The 17,896-nt window shown below is 71.5% G+C and carries 16 protein-coding genes; 2 read left to right on the plus strand and 14 right to left on the minus strand.

Annotated elements, in window-relative coordinates:
* Position 1 precedes the first annotated feature (1 nt).
* From OIE67_RS21685 to OIE67_RS21745, 13 genes are all read right to left on the minus strand, one after another.
* Positions 2-460, minus strand: coding sequence for a MaoC family dehydratase (locus OIE67_RS21685; protein WP_326643107.1), 459 nt, complete (start codon positions 458-460; stop codon positions 2-4).
* Positions 457-1,347 carry an amidohydrolase family protein gene (locus OIE67_RS21690; protein ID WP_326645421.1) on the minus strand — a complete coding sequence of 297 codons (891 nt, stop codon included), beginning with the start codon at positions 1,345-1,347 and terminating at the stop codon, positions 457-459. The genes OIE67_RS21685 and OIE67_RS21690 overlap by 4 nt, the downstream gene beginning before the upstream one ends.
* Before the next feature lie 10 nt (positions 1,348-1,357).
* Positions 1,358-2,284: an SDR family NAD(P)-dependent oxidoreductase gene (locus tag OIE67_RS21695; protein WP_326643110.1), complete on the minus strand. Its 927-nt coding sequence runs from the start codon at positions 2,282-2,284 to the stop codon at positions 1,358-1,360.
* Positions 2,285-2,412: 128 nt separating this feature from the next.
* On the minus strand, positions 2,413-3,690 hold the full coding sequence (locus OIE67_RS21700) for a 2-hydroxyacyl-CoA dehydratase family protein (protein ID WP_326643112.1): 1,278 nt from the start codon (positions 3,688-3,690) through the stop codon (positions 2,413-2,415).
* Positions 3,678-4,766: a 2-hydroxyacyl-CoA dehydratase family protein gene (locus OIE67_RS21705; protein ID WP_326643114.1), complete on the minus strand. Its 1,089-nt coding sequence runs from the start codon at positions 4,764-4,766 to the stop codon at positions 3,678-3,680. The genes OIE67_RS21700 and OIE67_RS21705 overlap by 13 nt, the downstream gene beginning before the upstream one ends.
* A 1-nt stretch (position 4,767) precedes the next feature.
* Positions 4,768-6,006: a CaiB/BaiF CoA transferase family protein gene (locus OIE67_RS21710; RefSeq protein WP_326643116.1), complete on the minus strand. Its 1,239-nt coding sequence runs from the start codon at positions 6,004-6,006 to the stop codon at positions 4,768-4,770.
* Positions 5,999-7,120 carry a CapA family protein gene (locus tag OIE67_RS21715; RefSeq protein ID WP_326643118.1) on the minus strand — a complete coding sequence of 374 codons (1,122 nt, stop codon included), beginning with the start codon at positions 7,118-7,120 and terminating at the stop codon, positions 5,999-6,001. Before OIE67_RS21715 ends, OIE67_RS21710 begins: the two co-directional genes overlap by 8 nt.
* Complete coding sequence (locus tag OIE67_RS21720; protein WP_326643120.1) at positions 7,117-7,923, minus strand: amino acid ABC transporter ATP-binding protein; 807 nt, start codon at positions 7,921-7,923, stop codon at positions 7,117-7,119. The genes OIE67_RS21715 and OIE67_RS21720 overlap by 4 nt, the downstream gene beginning before the upstream one ends.
* Positions 7,920-8,765: an amino acid ABC transporter permease gene (locus OIE67_RS21725; protein WP_326643122.1), complete on the minus strand. Its 846-nt coding sequence runs from the start codon at positions 8,763-8,765 to the stop codon at positions 7,920-7,922. The genes OIE67_RS21720 and OIE67_RS21725 overlap by 4 nt, the downstream gene beginning before the upstream one ends.
* Complete coding sequence (locus OIE67_RS21730; protein WP_326643124.1) at positions 8,762-9,625, minus strand: transporter substrate-binding domain-containing protein; 864 nt, start codon at positions 9,623-9,625, stop codon at positions 8,762-8,764. The genes OIE67_RS21725 and OIE67_RS21730 overlap by 4 nt, the downstream gene beginning before the upstream one ends.
* Before the next feature lie 152 nt (positions 9,626-9,777).
* Positions 9,778-10,701 carry a PaaX family transcriptional regulator gene (locus OIE67_RS21735; RefSeq protein ID WP_326643126.1) on the minus strand — a complete coding sequence of 308 codons (924 nt, stop codon included), beginning with the start codon at positions 10,699-10,701 and terminating at the stop codon, positions 9,778-9,780.
* Positions 10,702-11,018: 317 nt separating this feature from the next.
* Positions 11,019-11,480, minus strand: a complete 462-nt coding sequence (locus tag OIE67_RS21740) for a hypothetical protein (RefSeq protein WP_326643128.1) — start codon at positions 11,478-11,480, stop codon at positions 11,019-11,021.
* A 117-nt stretch (positions 11,481-11,597) separates the two neighbouring features.
* Entirely contained in the window at positions 11,598-12,212 is a 615-nt protein-coding gene (locus tag OIE67_RS21745; protein ID WP_326643130.1) for a TetR/AcrR family transcriptional regulator, read from the minus strand.
* A 148-nt stretch (positions 12,213-12,360) separates the two neighbouring features.
* Here OIE67_RS21745 and OIE67_RS21750 point away from each other — a divergent pair, with 148 nt between their 5' ends.
* Complete coding sequence (locus tag OIE67_RS21750; protein WP_326643133.1) at positions 12,361-13,344, plus strand: hypothetical protein; 984 nt, start codon at positions 12,361-12,363, stop codon at positions 13,342-13,344.
* Between the two features lie 79 nt (positions 13,345-13,423).
* On the plus strand, positions 13,424-17,056 hold the full coding sequence (gene dnaE, locus OIE67_RS21755) for a DNA polymerase III subunit alpha (RefSeq protein ID WP_326643134.1): 3,633 nt from the start codon (positions 13,424-13,426) through the stop codon (positions 17,054-17,056).
* A gap of 14 nt (positions 17,057-17,070) precedes the next feature.
* Here dnaE and OIE67_RS21760 read toward each other — a convergent pair whose 3' ends face one another.
* On the minus strand, positions 17,071-17,736 hold the full coding sequence (locus OIE67_RS21760) for a nitroreductase (RefSeq protein ID WP_326643136.1): 666 nt from the start codon (positions 17,734-17,736) through the stop codon (positions 17,071-17,073).
* Between the last annotated feature and the right edge of the window lie 160 nt (positions 17,737-17,896).

Below are 17,896 nucleotides of genomic sequence, written 5' to 3' on the forward strand. Positions count from 1 at the left end.
GTCAGGCGTAGTGCCGCAGGAGGGCGCGGGCCACGCAGGCCGGCTTGCCCGACCCTTCGATCTCGACGGTGAAGTCGAGGTGCATCTGGACGCCGTCGCCGGGGACGTCCTCGACCGAGGCGACGACGCCGGCCAGGCGGATCCTGGCGCCCACCTTGACCGGGGCGGGGAAGCGCACCTTGTCCAGGCCGTAGTTGATGCTCATCTTCACGTCCTGGATGTCCAGCAGTTCGTTGAACAGCGGGATGATCAGGGCCAGGGTCAGGTAGCCGTGCGCGATCGTGCCGCCGAACGGCCCGGCCGCGGCTCTGCCGGGGTCGACGTGGATCCACTGGTGGTCGTCGGTGGCGTCGGCGAAGGTGTTCACCCGGTCCTGGGTGATCTCGTGCCAGCCGGTGTGGCCGAGGTCCTTGCCGCTCAGCGCCCTGATCTCGTCGAGCCCTCGCGCGGTGGTGGTCATGCCGGTGCCGTCCTCTCCTGGGTGCCGAGCCCGAGCAGGCGTACGGCGTTGTCCTTCAGAATCTTCGGGCGGACCTCGGGCTTGATGTCGAGCTTGGCGAAGTCGCCGAGCCAGCGGTCCGGGGTGATCACGGGGTAGTCGGAGCCGAAGAGCACCTTGTCCTTGAGCAGCGTGTTGGCGTAGCGCACGAGCTGCGGCGGGAAGTACTTCGGCGACCAGCCCGACAGGTCGATGTACACGTACGGCTTGTGGGTGGCCACCGCGAGCGCCTCGTCCTGCCACGGGAACGACGGATGGGCCAGGATGATCCGCAGCTCGGGGAAGTCCACGGCCACGTCGTCCACCAGCATCGGATTGCCGTACTTGAGCCGGATGCCGCCCCCGCCGGGAACGCCGGCCCCGATGCCGGTCTGCCCGGTGTGGAACAGCGCCGGGACGCCCAGTTCCTCGATCGCCTCGTACAGCGGGTAGGCCACCGGGTCGTTGGGGGCGATGCCCTGGATGCTCGGATGGAACTTGAAGCCGCGCACGCCGTGTTCGGCGACCAGCCGCCGCGCCTCGCGCGCGCCCGCCCGGCCCTTCCACGGGTCGACGCTGGCGAACGGGATCAGCACGTCGGCGTGCTCGGCGCAGCTCTGCGCGACCTCCTCGTTGGAGATGCGCGGGTGCCCGGTGGCGTGCTCGGCGTCCACGGTGAACACCACCGCGGCCATGTTCCGTTCCCGGTAGTACGCGGCCATCTCCGGAATGGCCGGCTGCCGGTGCCCGTGGGCCTTGAAGTAGTCCTCGGAGGCGCCGAACAGCTCCGGGCTGAGCGAGCCGTGGCCGTCCTTGGAGATCTCGGCGTGGGTGTGCACGTCGATCGCGACCAGGCCGGCGACGTTCATGGCCGTCATGTCAGGCTTCCTGGCCGTTCTGGGCGGGGACCTGGGGGGCGGGGATGCCGTACGTCTCCGGCTCGGCGCCGACGCCCGACCGCCAGGAGGCGGCGACGGCGTCGGCCGACCATCCGCCGTCGGCGAAGGCGACGGCCTTCTCGGCGGGGTGCGACCACAGGGCGAGGCGGTCGCCGCCGATGCCGATCGCCTGGCCGCTCACCCCGGCGGAGGCGTCCGAGGCGAGGAAGACGACGAGCCCCGCCACGTCCTCGACGGTGCCCAGCCCCTCGTCCCTGCGCAGCCAGGCGGGGAACGGCCGTCCGGTGCGCTCGGACTCCTCGATGATCGGCGCGAACGCGGGGATGGTCCTGGTCATCTCCGTGGCCGCCACCGGCACGACGGCGTTCACGGTGATGTCCGCCCTGGCCAGTTCCATCGCCCAGGTCCTGGCCATCGCCACGATGCCGGCCTTGGCGGCGGCGTAGTTGGTCTGGCCGAAGTTCCCGCGCTGGCCCGCCGGTGAGGAGATCAGGATCAGCCGGCCGCCGCTCCCCTGCTCGCGCATCCGGATCGCCGCGGCCCGCGCGCAGGTGAACGTGCCGCGCAGGTGCACGTCGATCACCGCGTCGAAGTCGTCGTCCGTCATCTTCCACAGGACTCGGTCGCGCAGGATGCCGGCGTTGGTGACCATCACGTCCAGCCGGCCGTACTCCTCGACCGCGGCGGCGACCAGCCGGTCGGCCACCTCGGCCGATCCGACCGGGCCGGCGACGCCGTGTGCCCGGCCGCCGGCGCCGGTGATGGCCGCGGCGGCCCGCGAGGCCGCTTCGGCGTCCACGTCGTTGACGATCACCGCCGCTCCGGCCGCGGCCAGCGCCTCGGCGTACGCGCGGCCGAGCCCGCGGCCCGCACCGGTGACCACGGCGACTTTGCCGGACAGATCCATGTGATTCCCCCTGAGATGTATGGCGGATGACGCGAACATAAGGCAGTTTTGTGACGACCGTCAATGATGTGCCCAACATGCCGGGCTTCCGGCGCTCGGGCTGTGACGTGCCCCGCGGGCGACGCCGGTCAGGTCAGGACCACGTCCTCCAGCCACCGGCCGACCTGTGCGGCCACGTCGTCGCCGAAGGTGCGGGTGTCCACGTTGTCGGCGTGGATCTCGATCACCGGGAACCCGGCCGCCTCCAGCGCCCTGGCGGTGAAGTAGCTGCCCCGGGGGTCGTCGGAGACCAGGTGGACCACGCCGTCGATGCCGTGCAGGCGAGCCTCCTTGACGTACCACTCGCTCGACCACGGCGGGGTGTAGAGCTGGTCGCTGAAGGCCGCGAACCGCGCCGCCAGCGCCCTCATGGGGTCGTCGCCGTAGCGGATGTATCCGTCGGCGGCGACGGCGAGGTACATCGACCAGACGAACACCGCGCCGTACTCCTCCTGGAAGCGCTGGTAGAAGCCCATGTCGTACCAGAGGCCGCGGCCGATCCACATCAGCCGGGCCCGCTCCCCCGGGCACGCGGCGTGACCCGAGTCGACGCGTTCGCGCACCTCCTCGTAGAAGCGCCTGGCGATGTCCCTGGCCCACTCGGTGCCGCGGTGCCACTGCGGGAGCATGACGCTGGGGATGCTGTCGACGACGCCGAGCGGTGCGGGCCGGGCGCGGGCGATGAGGTCGCGCGCCTTCCTGTTCCACTCCTCCTGCTCGTTGACCAGGGCCAGCACCTCACGGAAACGGGTCTCGCTGAAGCGCCTGCCGGTGGTGGTCTCCAGGAACCTGACCAGGTTCTCCAGCTCGGCGGTGAGCAGATCCAGCCGGGCCGGGCCGACGGCCTCCTCCCACCGGTGCGGCATGAGCTCCCACCAGTTGACGGGGACCTCGTTCTCGGCCGCGCTCTCCAGGGGGTAGAAGGTGACGCCGGGCTCACGACCCCAGAGGTCGAAGATCTTGCGGGTGACGTCGCCGGAGGCGTCGCCGACGATGATGTCCGGCCTGGGCAGGCCGCCCCACGGGCCGGCCTCCGGCTCCGGGTCGAACGCCGCGCCGAGGGTGACCGCGTTGTACTGCTCGGAGTAGTCGGGGTAGCCGCGCCGCCGGACCAGCTCCAGGTAGTGCCCGGAGCGCTGCTTGGCGGCCACCAGCGACGCCCACCACTGGCCGACCGCGTACGGGATGTCCATCGTGCGGAAGATCTCGTGCGGGACGTCCGCGTTGAGCAGGGCGAACGGCTCGCCGGCGGCGACCCGGCGGCGCAGGTCGGCGAACCACTCGCGCTGGTGGGCGCCCGCCTCGGCCGCCGTGGCCAGCGACTTCACCCCCCGGGAGGTGCTGCCGGGCGTTCTCACATCGGACATGGGTGTTCCTTCCGCAGGACGGCCAGGTCGACGCGGCCGTACTCCTGGCGTTCCAGCAGCACGGCGGGGATGTCCAGCGCCGCGCGCTGCGCGGGGAAGTCCCAGGCCGGCGCCTCGTCCCCGGCCCGGCAGTAGGCGACGAAGAGCTCGGCCCGGCACCGCCGCACGGCCGCCGCCGCGTACGCGGCGCGCTCGCCCGCCGTGGCCCGGTGCGCGGCCGGGCCGCCGCGGTGATGGTGTTCGGCCAGCGCGTCGAGGCCGCCCGCGCCGACCGGCCCGGTCACGGCGAGGTCGCCGAAGGAGTGGTCCTCGCCGACGATCACCTGGCCCTCGGACTCGACGGCCTCGTACACGTGCGGCGTGTCGTGGTCGCTGCCGCTCAGGAAGACCCGCCGCCCGGGGTGCTCCTCCAGCCGTCCCGCCTCGGCCAGCAGCCGGCGCAGCAGCGCGACGTGCTCGGCCACGGGCAGGGCCGCGTTGACGACCGCGAGGAACTGCCGCCCGGTGAGCCGGGCGGGCACGGTCCTGCGCAGCTCGGCGGCGGCGGCCAGCAGCCGGCGCCGCTCGTCGTGCGCCGCCACCGCGCCGGCCAGGTCGAGGGCGCGGCCGGTCCAGGTCTCCAGTCTGGCGGCGAACTCGCCGAGCCGGCGTCGGTTGTACCGGGTGGTCGTGCGGTGCGGCAGGTGCCGGAGGTCCACCAGGTACGCCTCGGGCAGTCCCGCGCCCGGCTCCACCCGGCCCAGCTCGCGCAGCGCGTAGAACAGGCGCAGGGACGCCTCGCAGTCGTGCGAGACCACGACGCGATCCAGCTCGCCGAAGGACCCGTCGAGCAGCCGGGTGAGCACCGATCGGGCCGCCGGGTCCACCCCGCGGCCCAGGTACCGGTCGCCGGGCGCGGAGCCGGATCCTGGGTCGCCCGTCAGGCGGAGGGCGTGCACCCCGGCGGCGGTGAGCAGCTCGACCGGCAGGTCGCTCCCGACGTAGCCGACGACCGGAGCCCGGCCGTCCGGCCGGTTCCCCGCGGGTGCGCCGCGCCGGGCGTGGGCCTCCTCCAGCGCGGCCAGTGCCGTGGGCACGTCAGATCACTCCTTCCCCGGCCAGTGCCTTGAGCTCGTCGTCGGAGTAGCCGAGCAGCCCGCCGTAGACCTCGGTGTTGTGCTCGCCGAGGCCGGGCGCGGGCCGGTCGAACGCCGTCTCCGAGGCGGAGAAGCGGATCGGCACCCCGCTCCCGTACAGGTCCGCGCGGTGGCCGTGGCGCGGATGCGCCAGCGGCACGACCTCCTCGCGCTCCAGCACGAGCGGGTCGCGTACGGCGTCGCCGGGCTCGCGCACCTCGGCGGCGGGCACGCCGTGCCGGGTCAGCAGGCCGAGGACCGACGCGAGCGGGAGGTCCGCCGCCCACGAGCCCACGAGCTCGTGCAGTTCACCCGCGTTGGCCACGCGCGCGTCCCGGGAGGCGAAGCGGGGGTCCGCGGCCAGGTCGTCGCGTCCCATCGCGGCGAACAGGCCGCGGGCGAAGGCGTCGGTGGGGCCGCACAGCGCGAACCAGCCGTCCGCGGCCGGGAACGTGCCGAACGGCGCCAGCCGGGGCACGGTCGTCCCCGTGCGCATGGGCAGGCCCAGCTTCTCGTAGGCGTCGAACGGCTCGCACGCCACCAGCGAGGTGAGCGCCCCGAGCATGGACACGTCCACGTGCTGGCCCCGGCCGGTCGCGTCGGCCCGCAGGACCGCGGCGAGCGTGCCGATCACCGCGTACAGCGGCGCGACCAGGTCGCCCACCGGCAGCCCGAAGCGGACCGGCGGCTCGCCGGGCGCGCCCGCGGTCATCATCACGCCGCTGAGCGCCTGGATGATGGTGTCCATCGCCTTGCCGGAGCCGGGGCCGCCCTGCGCGCCGAAACCGCTGATCGAGGTGCACACGATGCGCGGGTTGATCGCGCCGGCCCAGTCGTGGCCGATGCCGAGCCGCTCCATGACCCCCGCGCTGTAGTTGTCGATCATGATGTCCGACACCCGGACCAGCCCGGCCAGGACGTCGCGGGCCTTGGGGTGCTTCAGGTTGAGGGTGACGCTCTGCTTGCCGCGGCCGCGCAGGAGCATCGACACGGACATGTCGTCGTCCTCGCGGCGGGCCGGCGTCAGCCCGCCGGCGCCGAGGTAAGGGGCGTTGTTGCGGGAGCTGTCGCCGCCGGTCAGCGGGTTCTCCACCTTGATCACGCGGGCGCCGAGCCCGGCGAGCAGCAGGGTCGCGTACGGTCCCGACAGCGCGGTGGTCAGGTCGATCACCGTGCGGCCGGCGAGCGGGCGCTCAGCCACCCAGCACCACCTCCTCCCCCTCCCAGCGGAACTCCGTCCGCAGCCCGGCCCGCCGGGTGATCTGCTCGATGTAGGACACGACCCGCCGTCCCTCCTCGTCGTTCCCGAGCGGCACCGGGCGGCCGGCGTCGTCGATCCAGCAGGGCACGAGCCCGGCCGTGACCAGGCCGTCGCGGTCGAAGCGGCACAGCGCGATGGCGGTGTTGCGGCTCTCGGGGTGGAAGGGGTAGTACGGCATGTCCGGGTCCGGGGCGAAGCCGTACAGTTCCACCCTGCGGCGCGCCCACGCGGCCCGTTCGTCCTCGTCGCCCGCCGCGGGCGTCAGCGCGTGGGTGACGGTGACGAAGTTGCCCAGCCCGTGGTAGATCGGCCGGCCGCGGTACATCTCGACGCCTCGCATGATGTGGGCGTGGTGGGCGAACACGGCGTGCGCGCCGGCGTCCACGGCGGCGTGGGCCACGGGCCGCTCGTACATCGCCAGGACGGCGGGCGTGTGCCCGACGCCCTTGTGCAGCGACACCAGCACGACGTCGGCCTCGGCGGCCAGGGCCGCCACGTCCGCGGCCATCCGCTCCAGGGACTCGGGGTCGGCGAAGGTGTAGACGGCGGGCGGCCCGCCGGGGCTGGCGTGGTCGAGTTCGTAGTGGGTGAGCACCTTGACGTACGCGCAGCCCGGCTTGCGGCTGGTCGCCCACGACTCGCGGGGGCCGACGCAGTTGTAGCTCAGCACGCCGACCCGCAGCCCGTCGCGGGTCACGATCGCAGGCCGGCGGGCCTCGGCGAGCGTCACGCCGGCGCCCGCGGTGGCCATCCCGGCCTCGGCCGCGTACGTGATCGTGTCGGCCACGCCCTGGTCGCCGGCGTCGTAGACGTGGTTGCCCGCGAGCGTCACCACGTGGAAGCCGGCGTCGGCGACCGCGCGGAGCGCGGCGGGGTCGGCGGGCGGCGCGGGGACGTCGGTGCTGACCTGGGCGGTGGACGTGCTGTGCGGCACCTCCACGTGGCCGATCACCACGCCGCCCCGGCCCAGCGTCTCCCGGGTGGGGTCGAAGAAGGACGCGGGATCGGGCTCGTCGACGACCAGGTCGCCGACGGCCATCACCGTGAGACTCACGACGTGCTCTCCTCTACAGGGGTCTTTCCGGCCTGGCCGGAGAAGCGCGACAGGAAGGCGCGCAGGCGGGGCGAGGCGGGGTCGTCGAAGATCTCCTCGGGGGTGCCGGTCGCGGCCACCCGGCCCTCCTCCATGAAGACGCAGCGATCGGCCACCTCGCGGGCGAAGCTCATCTCGTGCGTCACGATGATCATGGTCATGCCGCCGCGGGCCAGGTCGAGCACGACGCTCAGCACCTCGTCCACCAGCTCGGGGTCCAGGGCGCTGGTGGGCTCGTCGAACAACATGATCCGCGGATTGGTGGCCAGGGCCCTGGCGATGGCGACGCGCTGCTGCTGGCCGCCGGAGAGCATCCGGGGGTGGGCGTCCGCCTTGCCGGCCAGCCCCACCCGTTCCAGCAGCCGCAGCGCCTCCTCGCGCGCCTCCTCCGGCCGGCGGCCGTGCACCGCGACCTGCGCCTCGACGACGTTGCGCAGCACGCTCCAGTGCGTGAACAGGTTGAACTGCTGGAAGACCATGCCCATGCGGCCGCGCTGGGCGGCCGCCCGGCGGTCCGGCAGGGGACGCAGGTGGCCCCGCTGCAGTTCGTAGCCGAGCAGCTCCCCGTCGAGGTACATGGCCCCGCCGTCGATGTCCTCCAGCTGGTGGACGCAGCGGACCAGGGTGGACTTGCCCGATCCGGACGGGCCGATGACGGTGACCACCTCGCCCTCGTGCACGTCCAGGTCCACGCCGTCGAGGGCCTGGTGGTCACCGAACCGCTTGCGCACGCCACGGACGCGCAGGACGGGCGTGCCGCTCACCGCTGCCCCTTTCCGAAGTGCCGCTCCAGGCGCCGCTGGCCGAGCGACAGCACGGTGACCACCGCCAGGTACCAGGCGCAGGCCACGATCAGCAGCGGCACTATCTCGTAGGTCCTGTTGTAGATCACCTGCACCGCGTACAGCAGGTCGGCCATCGCGATCACGCTGACCAGGGAGGTGCCCTTGAGCAGGCTGATGAACTGGCTGCCGGTGGGCGGGACGATCACCCGCATCGCCTGCGGGAGCACGACCTTGACGAAGCTCTGCCCGGCGGTGAAGCCCATCGCGCGGGCCGCGTCGCGCTGCCCGCCGTCCACGGCCAGGATGCCGGCCCTGACGATCTCGGCCATGTACGCGGCCTCGTGCAGGGTGAGCCCGATGACGGCGGCGGTCAGCGAGCTGATCACGGAGTTGGTCGGCCACGAGACGAAGGTCGGGCCGAACGGCACGCCCAGCGATATGCGCGGCAGCAGGTAGCCGAGGTTGAACCAGAAGATGAGCTGGACCAGGGGCGGGACGCCGCGGAAGACCGCGACGTAGACGCCGCAGGCCCAGGCCATCGGCGCGAAGCCGCTCAGCCTGCCCGCCGCGAGGAGCACCCCGAGCGCGCTGCCCAGCACCATCCCGATGACGGTGAGCAGCAGCGACATGCCGAGGCCGCGCAGGATGTTCGGGTCGAACAGGTATCTGCCGGCCACCGGCCATTCGAACCGCGGGTTGGTGAGGAGGAACCAGGCGAACTGCGCGACGAGCACGAGCAGCAGGGCTCCGGCGGCCCAGCGCAGCGGGCGGACGCGGGGGCGGGCCGAGGCGACGTCCACGACGTGGGGCGGGGCGCTCACGGCGTCGCCGCGGTGTTCATCCTGGGCTCCTCCACCGCCACGTTCTGGAGCCCGTACTTGTCCATGATCTTCTTGTACTCGCCGCTGGCGAAGATCTCCTTGAACGCGTCGAGCATGACCGGGCCGAGGCCGCCGGACTTGGGCACGAGCATGGCCAGCTGGTCGACGCCGGCGCCCTGCTCGTCGGTCTGCGTGACGTAGGTGAAGGCGTCCTTCTCCTTGCCCAGCACGTCGAGGGCCGCGCTCTCGGTCATGCCGGCCGCGTCGGCGCGGCCGGACTTGGCGGCGAGGATGGTGCCGTTCGTGTCGGCCAGGCCGACGAAGTCGATGCCCGCCTTCCCCTGCTTGGCGCACCACTCGGTCAGGCGCTTGACCTGGTCCTCCACGATGCTGCCCGCGGTGCCGGCGACGCGCTTGCCGCACAGGTCGGCCGAGCTCTTGACGGCCGCGGAGCCGGCCTTGGGGATCAGGTAGGAGGTGCGGGTGACCATCCACACGATCGCGTCGAACTGCTTCTCGCGCTCGGCGGTGTCCTTGACCGGCCCGTTGAAGGCGTCGTACCGGGAGGCGAGCATGCCGGACAGCGCCGCGGGCAGGCCGTTGACGATCGAGATCTCGGTGTGGACTCCGAGTGCCTTGCCGAGGGCGTCCTGCAGCTCCTTGTCGATGCCGGTGACGGTCTTGCCGTCGTTGCCGACGATCCGGTAGGGCGGGTGGGAATCCCCGGCAAATCGGATGACGCCCGTTTCCTTGATGCCGTCCGGCAGGGCGTCGTACAGGGCTGTCGCGCCGGCCGGCCGCTGGCTTCCTCCGGTGTCTCCGCCGCACGCCGCGGCGCCGGCGAGAGTCGAAACCGCCACACCCGCGAGAATGGTCCTGGGGAATCTCATGGTGGTCCTTCCGCGACCGACTAACGATGCAGTTGTTCTTGCGGTCGTTGAGGCAAGTGTCACACCTTAGGGTGCACACCTGTCAAGGGCCGGCGGTGCGGCGCAGACGCGGGGGGCGGCGGTCAGGTGAGCGTGAGGGTGGAGCCGGTGCGGTGGTGGGCGACCAGCCCGGCCAGCGCCGGCTCGAAATCCGCGACGATCTGCTTGACCCGGAACTCGGCGAGCGGCCCGAGAGTGTCGTAGATCTCCACGAACAGGTCCCTGGCCGCGGCGCGCGGCCAGTCGGCGGGCAGCAGCTCCGCCGGCAGGTCGGGGTCGTGGTTGGGGAAGGTCCGCCAGGTGTCCATGATCCCCGAGCGCGCCACCAGCGCCTCGGACGCGCCGACCGTGCCCCTGCGGACGCGGTCCAGGAGCGGCGCGTACCGGGTCACGAACTCCTCGTAGGTACGCCGGAGCCGGTCGAAGTCCCAGGCCTCCTGCGGGGCGCGCATGCCCGGAAGGTCCAGGGCCTCGGCGCGGAAGACCGTGGCCATGGGGACCTCGAGCTCGGTGAGCACCGCCGCCGCGCCGCCGGCGTCGGCCGTGGGCGAGACCCACAGCCCGTCGTAGAGCGGGGCGAAGCCGAGCCAGCGCAGCCGCGCGCGCAGCGCGTGACGCAGGTCGCGCTGCTCCTCGGAGACGGAGAACGCGGCCATCACCCAGGTGCGGTCCCAGGCGCCGCGCTCCAGGCCGAAGGACATGATCCGCTGCCTGCCCTCCAGCATCACGGCGGCGGCGCGGTCCGTCAGCCGGTAGGAGGTGCGCCGCCCGGTCTTCGACGACTCCAGCAGGTTCCGTTTGGCCAGGCGGCTGAGCGCGGCCCGCGCCGCGACGGCGGAGACCCCGAACTCCTCGGTCAGCCGCACCAGGGCCGCGGACGGCAGCCGCTCGGGGCGGCTGATCCAGTAGTCGCCGAGTAGCGTGGTGATCAGGTGCTGCGGGGGCGCGCCCACCTGGAAGCGCGGAAAGTCGACGTCCCCTGCCTCGGACAGCTCACGGTCATTCACCAGACGAGTATATTGACCACAGTTGAGGAAGTGTTCGTCACCGCACTGTCATAGTTCCGCACTGAGCCGACCGCCCGAGTCGGTGGATCACGCGTTTTCTGCACACCCTCCCAGATGGTCAGAAGGCGATCAGGGGTTGACATTGATGACAGAAAACTGAACGATCGTTGCCATTGTCGAGTCTTCAGACGAGATCGAGGCACTCGCCAAGGTGCTGGACCGCTCCCTGGCCGGCTGGAGCGTTCGAGCCGCAGGGGCGGCTGCCGCCGCGGCGGCTCCGGTGTTCACCGCGGCGGCACGGCCGTCGTGCCTCGCGATCAGGGGTAGAGCGTGTAGGTCTTGGTGTTGTTGCACACGATCGTGCCCGGGAGGCAGCGCTTGGCCCTGATCGTGATCCGGTCGAGGTTGGTGCGGGTCGTGGACCACTTGAAGCTCTTGTGGCCCTTCTTCCGGCCGGCCTCCTTGTACCCGCCGTAGATCTCGTCGCCGTTCTTCTTCTTGAAGGAGACCTCGACCACGGCCGTCCAGGTGTCGCTCTTGGTGTCCGTCACGCTGCCACGCGCCTCACCGTAGCCGTTGGTGCAGAGCTTGAGGACGTAACTGACGAAGCCGTCCTTCGTGTTGAGCTTGCTCCACTTCTCCTTGCAGCCGGCCGAGGAGACACTCGACGAGCCGGTGGTGGCGGCGGCCGTGGCGGCGGTGGCCGGCGCCAGTACGGCGAAGGCGGCAGAGACCCCGACGACAGTGGCGAGCGCCTTCGAGGATGAGAACTTCCGCATGATTCGATCCTTGTCAGTGAACGGGAACGTCGCGGCGCTCCGCCCGTGACCGGAGCGCCGCGAAGAACGCTAAAGACCGGCGGTATAGCGGGGGTATGTCCGCGCCCTGGCGATCGTTCACCGGGGAGAGGTGAGCTCATCCTTCAGTGCCGCCCGCGCGCCGCGCAGGGCGTGGCGGAGCTGGTCCGGTGCGCGGCGGACCTGGGCCAGCAGGAGGCCGCCCTGGATCGCGGCCATGGTGAGGTCGGCCAGTTCCGTCACGTCCGCGTCCTGGCGCAGTTCGCCTGCCTCCTGCATCCGGCGCAGGCCCGCGATGAGGGGCGCCTCCCAGCGCGCGAAGGCGTCCACGAACGCCTGCCGGGTGAGGTCGTCGCGGCCGCTGAGCTGGCTGGCCAGCGAGCCGATCGCGCAGCCGCCCACCGCGTCCTGCCGGGTCCCGTTGGCCACGATCTCGTCGAACCAGCGGTCGATGGCGGCCAGCGAGTCGACCTTCAGCAGCAGCGGCTCCTGCGCGGCCAGGACCGTGTCCACGGTGGAGCCGATGACGGACCTGATGAGGTCGTCCCGGTCGTCGAAGTAGTGATAGAGCTGGCTGCGGCCGACCTCGGCGGCGCGTTCGACGTCGTCCAGCGTCACCGCCGCGACGCCGCGCCGCTGGATGAGCTCCGCCGCCGCCTTGAGGATGCGCTCCCGGGTGGCGCGGCCCCGCGTGGTGGTCGGTATGTGTCCCATGAGCCCTCTCCCCTGTTCTGCAGCCCAGAGTACAGAGCTTCTGTACTCCCCGATACAGTCTGTGGTAGTCCTTTCTGTACTGGGCAATACAGTCCGTCGGGACTCTGCTCGTGCCCGGGACCCTCGCCACGCGTCCGGAAGGATGACCATGCTCCTGCGCCGATCCACCAGGTCACGGCGGTGCGCCGCCATGATCGGCCTGACCGTCCTGCTCCTCGCCGGCGCCGAGACGCCGGCCGCGGCCACGCTTCCCGCCCGCACTGGCCTGGGGGACGTACGTGTCCTCGCCCGTTTCGACCGGGCCGCGGGCCAGGCCGCCGAGAGCATCGCCCCCGAGCCCGGCGGCGGCGCGATCGTCGGCATGATCCCCGCCCGCCAGGTGGTGCGGGTCACGCGTGACGGCACCGTCCGGCCGCTCGTCACCATGCCGCTGCCTCCGGGCGGCGGCGGCACCACCCCGGTCGTCGGAACCCCCGTCGTCACCGGCGTCGCCCGGTCCGGCGCCGGCTCCGTGTACTTCCTCTACTCCGCCGGCCGGGGCGGGCTGACCGGCATCTGGCAGCTCCGCCGCTCCGGCGGGCCCCGGCTCGTCGTGCCACTGCCCGCCGACACCATGCCGAACGCGCTGGTCATCGACGGCGAACGGGACCGCTTCCTGGTCACCGACTCCGCCGGCGGGCGCATCTGGCAGGCCCCGCTGCGCCACGGCAAGGCCTCCGTGTGGTCGGCCGACCCGGCCCTGGCTCCTACGTCCTTCTTCGGCGCCAACGGCCTGAAGATCCACGACGGCGCCGTGTGGGCGAGCAACTCCGACCGCGGCACCATCGTCCGCATCTCCGTGGCCGAAGACGGCGGCTCCGGCCGCGCCGAGGTCCGGGCCATGGGGCTGGCAGGCATCGACGACTTCGACTTCACCGGCCACGGCACCGAGATCCTCGCCGCGATCAACCAGGCCGACAAGCTCGTCCGGGTGAACCAGGACGGCACGCGGGAGACCCTGCTGGACGCCGGAGACGGCATGCAGGGGACCACGGCCGTCGTCGTCCGGGGCGACCGGGCCTACGTGACCAACGGCGCGAACCTGAAAGGGGACGACTCGAACCTGCTGCTCGCGGAGCTGCGCCACCGCTGACAGGACGAAGCAGGACAACTTCTGGTTGTGGATTGCCGGTGTGTCGATTGTTGGACAACCACGTCTGATCTCGGGTCGAATGCTCGGGTTCGCGGCCGACCTACAACCGAGGGCGTGGTTTCCGGTGGGATCCTTCGTGCACCTCCACGTGCACACCGAATACAGCATGCTCGACGGCGCCGCCAAGGTCGGCCCGCTGATGGCGGAGGTGGCGCGGCAGGGCATGCCTGCCGTGGCGATGAGCGACCACGGCAACGTGTACGGGGCGTACGAGTTCCACCAGACGGCGCGCAAGGCGGGGATCAAGCCGATCATCGGCATCGAGGCGTACGTCGCCCCCGCCTCCAGGCACCATCGCAAGCCGGTGTACTACAGCGACGACCTCTCGTTGCGCCGCTCCGACGACGGCACCGGCGCGGGCGGGGACGTCTCCGGGCGTGGCCTGTACACGCACATGACGATGTGGGCGGCCGGCGAACAGGGTCTGCGGAATCTCTTCCGGCTGCAGTCCCGCGCCTGGCTCGAAGGCCATGTCCAGAAATATCCGCGCATGGATGATGAATTGCTCGCCGAGCACCACCAGGGCATCATCGCCACCACCGGCTGCCCGTCCGGCGAGGTGCAGACCAGGCTCCGCCTCGGCCAGTACGACGAGGCCGTCGCGGCCGCCGCCCGCTACCGCGACATCTTCGGCCCGGGCAACTACTTCCTGGAGCTGATGGACCACGGCCTGGCCATCGAGCGCCGGGTCCGCGACGACTTGCTCAAGCTGGCCAAGGAGCTCGACCTGCCGCCGCTGGCCACCAACGACTCCCACTACGTGACGAAGAGCCAGGCCCAGGCCCACGACGCGTTGCTGTGCGTCGGCACCGGCAAACGACTGGCCGACGCCGACCGCTTCCGGTTCGGCGGCAGCGGCTACTACGTCAAGTCCGCCGCGGAGATGCGCGCGTCGTGGGACGCCGAGGTGCCGGGCGCCTGCGACAACACCCTGCTGGTCGCCGAGCGGGTCGGCGACTACGGGGCGGTGTTCGCGCACCGCGACCTGACGCCGCGCTTCCCCGTACCGGAAGGGGAGAGCGAGTCGAGCTGGCTGCGGAAGGAGACCCTGGAGGGGGCCGGCCGCCGCTACGGCGGGCGGCCGGCGCAGGAGGTGCTGGACCGCATCGACTACGAGCTGTCGGTGATCGACATGATGGGCTTCCCCGGCTACTTCCTGGTGGTCGCCGACATCTGCCGGTACGCCCGCGAGCAGGGCATCGGCCTGGGCCCGGGCCGTGGCTCGGCGACGGGGTCGATCGTCGCCTACTGCACCGGCATCACCCAGCTGGACCCGATCGAGCACCAGCTCATCTTCGAACGCTTCCTCAACCCCGAGCGCATCTCCATGCCGGACGTCGACCTCGACTTCGACGACCGCCGACGGGACGAGATGATCGACTACGTCACCCGCAGGTACGGCGACGACCGGGTCTGCCAGATCGTCACGTTCGGCACCATCAAGGCCAAGGCCGCCATCAAGGACTCCTGCCGGGTGCTCGGCCTGCCGTACGCGCTGGGCGACCGCATCACCAAGGCCTTCCCCGCGGCGGACGGAGGCAAGGAGATCCCGCTGGCCGCCATTCATGACACCGGCCATCCCCGCCACGGCGAGGCCACCGAGCTGCGCCAGATGTACGAGCAGGACCCGGACGTCAAGACGGTGATCGACACCGCCACCGGCATCGAGGGCCTCACCCGGGGCACCGGCATCCACGCCGCCGGCGTGATCCTTTCCCGCGAGCCGCTCATCGACGTGATCCCGCTTTCCAAGCCCAAGGCGGACGGACCCGTCATCACCGGCTTCCCCTTCACCCAGGCCGAGGACATGGGCCTGCTGAAGATGGACTTCCTCGGCCTGCGCAACCTCACCGTCATCGGCGACGCCGTCACGAACGTCCGCGCCAACAAGGGCATCGCCATCGACGTCCTGGAGATCCCGCTCGACGACGCGGCGACGTACGAGCTGCTGGCGCGCGGCGACACGCTCGGCGTCTTCCAGCTGGACAGCGGCGGCATGCGGGTGCTGCTGAAGCTGATGCGGCCGACCACGTTCACCGACATCGCCGCGGTGAACGCGCTGTACCGGCCCGGCCCGATGGAGATGAACGCGCACACCAACTACGCGCTGCGCAAGACCGGCAGGCAACCGGTCGAGCCGATCCACCCCGAGCTGGCGGAGGCGCTGGAGCCCATCCTCGGCGACACCTACCACCTGGTGGTCTTCCAGGAGCAGGTGATGGCCATCGCCCAGCAGCTGGCCGGCTACTCCCTCGGCGCCGCCGACATGCTGCGAAGGGCCATGGGCAAGAAGAAGAAGGAGGTCCTGGACGCCGAATGGGACCGCTTCGCGGCGGGCATGCGCGGGCGCGGCTTCTCGGCGGAGGCCGTCAAGGCGGTCTGGGACGTCCTGGTCCCGTTCAGCGGGTACGGCTTCAACAAGTCGCACACCGCCGGGTACGGCCTGGTCTCCTACTGGACGGCCTACCTCAAGGCCAACCATCCGTGCGAGTACCTGGCCGCGCTGCTCACCTCCGTCGGCGACGACAAGGACAAGATGGCCGTCTACCTGTCGGACTGCCGGCGCCTGGGCATCAAGGTGCTGCCTCCCGACGTCAACGCCAGCCGGCTGGACTTCACCGCCGTCGGGTCGGAGATCCGCTTCGGCCTGGGCGCGGTGCGGAACGTGGGCGCGGGCGTCGTGGAGGCGATCGTCGCCACCCGCGAGGCCCGCGGCGCGTACACCGACTTCAACGACTTCCTGGCCAAGGTGCCGGCGGTCGTGTGCAACAAGCGGGTGGTCGAGTCGCTGGCCAAGGCGGGCGCCTTCGACAGCCTGGGCCACCACAGGAAGGCCCTGGTCGCCGTGCACGAAACCGCCGTGGACGCGGTCATCGACGTCAAGCGGAACGAGGCGCACGGCCAGGACTCGCTGTTCGGCGAGCCCGGTCAGCGCGGCGCCTTCTCGGTCGCGATCCCGCGGGGCGAGTGGGACAAGGCCGTCCTGCTCGCCTTCGAACGCGAGATGCTCGGCCTCTACGTCTCCAGCCACCCGCTCGACGGCGCGGAAGGCGTCCTGTCCGCCCACCGCGACACCACCATCGCCGACCTGCTCGCCTCGGGACGTCAGGACGGCGTGACCCGGATCAGCGGCATCGTCTCCGGCCTGCAGCGCAAGGTCACCAAACAGGGCAGCCCGTGGGCGATCGTCACTCTTGAGGACCACGACGCCTCCGTGGAGTGCCTCGTCTTCCCCAAGACCTACGCCCTCTACGGCGCGGCGCTGGCCGAGGACCGCGTCATCTCCGTCCGCGGCCGGGTCAACGTCCGCGAGGAGACGATGAGCGTCTACGGGGAGGAGATCGCGATCCTGGACGTCTCCCAGGGTGACGCCCCTCCACCCGTGGTGCTCTCGGTGCAGGAGACGCAGCTGAACCCGCGGGTCGTGCGGGAACTGAAGCAGATCCTGCTCGCCCATCCCGGCCGGGCGCCCGTCCACGTCTGCCTGCACCGCCAGGGCGCCAGGAGCGTGCTGCTGAACCTCGTGCCCTTCCAGGTCACGGCGCGGCCCGCGTTCTACGGCGACCTCAAAGCGCTGCTCGGGACCGGCGTGACGAGCGGCGGAGTGACGAGCGGCGGAGTGACCGGCTCAGGCGTGAGCGGTGGCGCGTGAGCGGCGGTCCGGCGTCACGTGCCGATGAAGCGCACCGTTTCCGTCATCTCCGCCCGGCCGGTGCGCAGGCGTACCGCGCCTTCCCGCTCGTACCCCACCGCGACGCCGCAGAGCAGGACGAGGTCGTCATCGGCGCCGGCGATCTCGCTGACGGTCCTGCGGAACATGGTCCACATCACCTGCGGGCAGCTGTGCACCCCTTCCGCCCGCAGCAGCAGCATGACCGTCTGCAGGTACATGCCCGCGTCCGCCCACTGCCCGGGGCCCATCGTCCGGTCCAGGTAGCAGAACAGGACGACGGGCGCTCCGAACGCCTCCGAGTTCAGCGCCGCGATCCTGACGGGCCGGTCGGGGGCGTCGCGCCGGATCCCCAGCGCCTGGTACCGCTGGGCGGCCGCGGCGGAGAAACGGTCCCGGTAAGGCGAGGTCAGTTCGGCCGGATACATCGGATATTCCCGCTCATCGCCCGGGTCTCCCGCCAGTGCCCTGGCCGTCGCCCGCCGTTTCAGCTCCGCCAGCGGCTCGCCGGTCACGACGTAGAGGTGCCAGGGCTGGAGGTTCCCGCTCGACGGGGCCCGCGTCGCGGCGGCGAGCACCCGTTCGAGCACGTCCCTGGGGACCGGCTCGTCGCTGAACGCCCGCACCGCCCGGCGGCTGTCCACGGCTTCGTACACGTCCATCTCGGCTCGTTCTCCCCTTCGACGGCGATCGCCTCTCCCCCGCCATCCTGCGCGATCAAGGGGTACGGACGACATCCGGGCCCCTCACGGGCAGCACGAGTTGGCGTAGCCGGGACGGCGCTTGGCCGGTTCGGCGCCGAAGAGCTTGGCGTAGAAGGTG

The sequence above is a fragment of the Nonomuraea fuscirosea genome (assembly GCF_035917475.1).
GTDB lineage: Bacteria > Actinomycetota > Actinomycetes > Streptosporangiales > Streptosporangiaceae > Nonomuraea > Nonomuraea fuscirosea.

Excerpts from the sequence above, each read along its gene's own strand:
- OIE67_RS21685 (WP_326643107.1), bottom strand. The coding sequence starts at position 460 with ATGACCACCACCGCGCGAGGGCTCGACGAGATCAGGGCGCTGAGCGGC.
- OIE67_RS21690 (WP_326645421.1), bottom strand. The coding sequence starts at position 1,347 with ATGAACGTCGCCGGCCTGGTCGCGATCGACGTGCACACCCACGCCGAG.
- OIE67_RS21695 (WP_326643110.1), bottom strand. The coding sequence starts at position 2,284 with ATGGATCTGTCCGGCAAAGTCGCCGTGGTCACCGGTGCGGGCCGCGGG.
- OIE67_RS21700 (WP_326643112.1), bottom strand. The coding sequence starts at position 3,690 with ATGTCCGATGTGAGAACGCCCGGCAGCACCTCCCGGGGGGTGAAGTCG.
- OIE67_RS21740 (WP_326643128.1), bottom strand. The coding sequence starts at position 11,480 with ATGCGGAAGTTCTCATCCTCGAAGGCGCTCGCCACTGTCGTCGGGGTC.
- OIE67_RS21745 (WP_326643130.1), bottom strand. The coding sequence starts at position 12,212 with ATGGGACACATACCGACCACCACGCGGGGCCGCGCCACCCGGGAGCGC.
- OIE67_RS21750 (WP_326643133.1), top strand. The coding sequence starts at position 12,361 with ATGCTCCTGCGCCGATCCACCAGGTCACGGCGGTGCGCCGCCATGATC.
- dnaE (WP_326643134.1), top strand. The coding sequence starts at position 13,424 with ATGCTCGGGTTCGCGGCCGACCTACAACCGAGGGCGTGGTTTCCGGTG.
- OIE67_RS21760 (WP_326643136.1), bottom strand. The coding sequence starts at position 17,736 with ATGGACGTGTACGAAGCCGTGGACAGCCGCCGGGCGGTGCGGGCGTTC.